Source organism: Escherichia sp. WS1451, from assembly GCF_046487365.1.
GTDB lineage: Bacteria > Pseudomonadota > Gammaproteobacteria > Enterobacterales > Enterobacteriaceae > Escherichia > Escherichia coli.
Genome location: NZ_JBJQJP010000051.1, coordinates 1 through 3,887 on the forward strand (window position 1 = coordinate 1; position 3,887 = coordinate 3,887).

At 43.9% G+C, this 3,887-nt stretch carries 3 protein-coding genes and 1 pseudogene; 2 read left to right on the forward strand and 2 right to left on the reverse strand.

What is annotated here, in order from left to right; translation table 11 throughout:
* Nucleotides 1-14 precede the first annotated feature (14 nt).
* Nucleotides 15-209 (forward strand): Rop family plasmid primer RNA-binding protein, encoded by a 195-nt coding sequence (locus ACJHX7_RS25935; RefSeq protein WP_001041636.1) that lies wholly within the window; start codon nucleotides 15-17, stop codon nucleotides 207-209.
* A gap of 236 nt (nucleotides 210-445) precedes the next feature.
* Here ACJHX7_RS25935 and ACJHX7_RS25940 read toward each other — a convergent pair whose 3' ends face one another.
* Both ACJHX7_RS25940 and ACJHX7_RS25945 read right to left on the reverse strand, forming a co-directional pair.
* Complete coding sequence (locus tag ACJHX7_RS25940) at nucleotides 446-2,125, reverse strand: ATP-binding cassette domain-containing protein (RefSeq protein WP_001774712.1); 1,680 nt, start codon at nucleotides 2,123-2,125, stop codon at nucleotides 446-448.
* Nucleotides 2,122-2,718, reverse strand: a pseudogene (locus tag ACJHX7_RS25945) (replication initiation protein); the annotation flags it as partial. The pseudogene ACJHX7_RS25945 and the gene ACJHX7_RS25940, both read right to left, overlap by 4 nt.
* A gap of 557 nt (nucleotides 2,719-3,275) precedes the next feature.
* Between ACJHX7_RS25945 and ACJHX7_RS25950 the strand changes: the two are divergent.
* Nucleotides 3,276-3,407: a replication initiation protein gene (locus ACJHX7_RS25950; protein WP_071525238.1), complete on the forward strand. Its 132-nt coding sequence runs from the start codon at nucleotides 3,276-3,278 to the stop codon at nucleotides 3,405-3,407.
* Nucleotides 3,408-3,887: the final 480 nt, after the last annotated feature.

Here is a 3,887-nt window from a genome sequence, read left to right on the forward strand (position 1 = left end):
GAGAACAACGGAAGGTGAACAAACAGCAACAAACTGCGCTGAATATGGCGCGATTTATCAAAAGCCAGAGCCTGACACTGCTTGAAAAACTGGATGCTCTGGATGCCGACGTACAGGCGGCCATGTGTGAACGACTGCACGAACTCGCAGAAGAACTCCAGAACAGCATCCAGGTTCACTTTGAGGCCGAAAATGAAACAGGAACATAACGAAGCTGACGAAGGCGGTCACGGCTTGCCCGTGAGCATTTTCGTCAGCAGACAAGCCCGTCAGGGCGCGTCAGCGGGTTTTAACGGGTGTCGGGGCGCAGCCCTGACCCAGTCACGTAGCGATAGCGGAGTGTATACTGACTTAATACAGCAACTATCGTACATCGCGGTCAAGTCACGCACAAACAAAAAGCCCCGCAAAAGCAGGGCTGTTATCTGATATAGGTTGTTTAGTCTCACATAGCAAAAACTGTATGGGTATCAGCTGGGCTATTTTCCGTATCTGAACATCCCAAAATAGCTTCATCTAACCCTCCGAGGAGGGATAAAACAAATGCTCTAGCGTCAGCATTACTCTTGATCGTACGAATCACGTTTAACTCATATCTAGAGCGATCGGCAAAACCACATTTTTTAGCTACATGTGCCAACAAATTTGTTTCTCGGATAGGGTAGCGTGAGACTAACGCATCCAAATTTCGTTCCGCGATCATTGCATCAAATGCAGCAATTTCTTTATTAACATAACATTCAATATCAATTTCTTTATTAAACTTAATGCGGTTCTTAATATCTTGCTGTTTTGGTATGGCCGACATTAAGTCGGCCCTTATTGTTTTTTCAACTGCACGGCAGCATAAGTGATCGCGCTTTTCATTTATGGCATCAATAGCGAAGTCATGAATTTCCATAAATAAGGCATCAACATTATCTATCCCATTAGCCTCTTTTACAAAGTCAATGACAAACTTAATCATTCTAGGATGATAATAAATCGACTCAATAGAATGAACGTCGAGACTAAAAATGAAGTCTTTCTTTAAGTTATCGACCTTCGCCTGCACCTTGTTATCATTATCAATGATACCAAACGCCGATACTCGATGAATTTCGTCATTTAGTCTCAAGCCTTTTACCGCCAATTCAACCAAATCACATTTTTGTTTAGATACAACTGAAACCATAGGAAATATGGCCGAATATAAATCACGGTCAAGGCTAGACGTAACACCTTCAACAAATAGAACCTTATCCCTAGCGCCAAGTATATCTATTTTAGTTTGCTCATCAACACCATTGAATAATTCGTCATAATCCTCAACAACATTGAAATCCCAGTATATCGGTTCTCTTTGTTCGGAAAAATAGCAGTTTTTAACGTTAACCACTTTCACGTTATCAAAAAACGCAGGCAAGCTTAACTCGTGGGTGGCAACAAAAAAAACACAATCTCTACGATATTTCATTAAAGATGAAAGCAGCGGAGACACAATGCTTCTGTGCATATGTCGCTCAGGCTCATCTAAGAAAATAGTTGTGTTTTCATCAGCGCAAATAATCTCACTGGCAATAATTAGTGCACTTTTTTCACCGTCAGAAAGCATTGATATAGGATAAACATCAGGATTTTCACCTTTAATATTCCTTGCCATAACGTTGGCTTCATCATCTAGAAAGAACTCAATAGATAATTTGGCATCAGCAAAAACCATGTTTAGAACATCAACCTCTGACTTTATTAACTCTGCCGGCTGATTGTTATTTGATTTAAATGAATCTACGAAACTTAAAGCCCTGGCTATCACTTTGTTTTTTAATTTTACTATAGGTATGGCAACCATCTGTGAGTCATAATTAACTCTGTATCTACATTGACTGCCTTTAATTTCATTAAAAATCCATCCCTGCGCATTTTTATACTCACTATTACTGAAATCAATAATGTCGCTGCTGAATGTATTTTTTCTATGCGCTAAAACATATACTGATGATTGAGATCCTATTTTTTGAAAAAGATTATTTAATAGGCTGGATTTACCACTACCATTCTGACCAATAAAAAAAACGACATCGCCATAATTAAGATTAAGCTCATGAAGACGATGTTCTCTAGTAGGTAACTGAACTTTTATCATTTTCCTTTCTCTTTAGCTTTTAATCTAAAATACGTTGAACGACTAATTCCTAAATTAATCCATGGAGAGTTTAATGAAGGCCTACCTCCTCCTTTACTTTTTTTCCCACATAGAGATTGGATGTCTGCCGAATGGGTCTTTTTTATAAAATCATCAAATGATGACTCTGTAAAATTTTTATTAGTCCACTTAGCTACACTTTTGGCAATACCCATGACTTCGTTCTCGTCTAAAGGTGCGGAGAACTGCAGGTTGTAGGCTTTAGCGCGTTCAAAGCAAGCTTGTAGCCATTGGTCATACTGCGGCCAGCCTTGGTGGATAGCGCGGTAAGCCCACTTGCGGGTTTTATCGAAGAGGGTGCAGTTACGGCCTAAACCGTAGTCCGGTAGGATTTCGCGGTCATTAGCTGCGCCAAGGTCGAGGTAGTCGGCTAATCAGTCGAGGGTGTAGAGCTCAGGCTGCCAAACGGTGATCTGCCAGTGCAGGTGGTTCGGATTCTCGCAAATTAGCCCTGAATACCCCGCATCGGCGCCCAATTTTTTACGCAGCGCATTCTCAATGACGGCTGCATATTTGAGGGGGGCGGCGAGCCCCCTGAACCAGTCACAGAAGGCACCTCGCAGAGGGGACGCTGTGAGTACTGACTTAACTATGCGGTATCAGTGCGGATTGTATGAAAAGTGCGCTATTGACGGTGTGAAATGCCGCACAGATGCGTAAGGAGAAAATGCAAATGCCTACGCTCTTCCGCTTCCTCGCTCACTAACTCGCTGCGCTCGGTCGTTCGGCTGCGGCGAGCGGTATCAGCTCACTCAGAGACGGTAATACGGTTATCCACAGAATCAGGGGATAAGGCCGGAAAGAACATGTGAGCAAAAAGGCAAAGCCAGGGCAAAAGGCCGCGCCGCTGGCGTTTTTCCATAGGCTCCGCCCCCCTGACAAGCATCACAGAATCTGACGCTCAAATCAGTGGTGGCGAAACCCGACAGGACTTAAAGATACCAGGCGTTTCCCCCTGGTGGCTCCCTCGTGCGCTCTCCTGTTCCTGCCTTTCGGTTTACCGGTGTCATTCCGCTGTTATGGCCGCGTTTATCTCATTCCACGCCTGACACTCGGTTCCGGGTAGGCAGTTCGCTCCAAGCTGGACTGTATGCACGACCCCCCCGTTCAGTCCGACCGCTGCGCCTTGTCCGGTAACTATCATCTTGAGTCCAACCCGGAAAGACACGACTTATCGCCACTGGCTGCGGCCATTGGTAAGGGGTGTACAAGAGATTACTGATGCAGAGTTCTTGAAGTTAGAACCAAACTACGGCTAAACTGGAAGGACGAATTTGGTGGCAGCGGTCTTGTACACCCTGTTACCACGGTTCAGAAGTTCCCCAACTTACTGAACCATCGAAAAACCACCTCCCCAGGTGGTTTTTTCGTTTTCAGAGCAAGAGATTACGCGTAGAAAAAAAGGATCTCAAGCAGATCCTTTTTGATTCATGTCATAACCCAACTTACCCCCCCCCCACACTGAACTGATGAAAAAAACAGTCAACTCTGGAATCAGTACTTTAAAAAAGCCTCAAATGACATTTTGAGGGGATACAGCGGCAAGGGCTACAACTACACAGCTGCAAGTTACCTAGTTGTAAGCCTAGGCGAAGATCAGGTATACTCGAATCAAGGTGATTTGCTACCTTTAAGTGCAGCTAGAAATTCAGGTGATTTGCTACCTTAAGTGCAGCTAGAAATTCAGGTGATTTGCTACCTT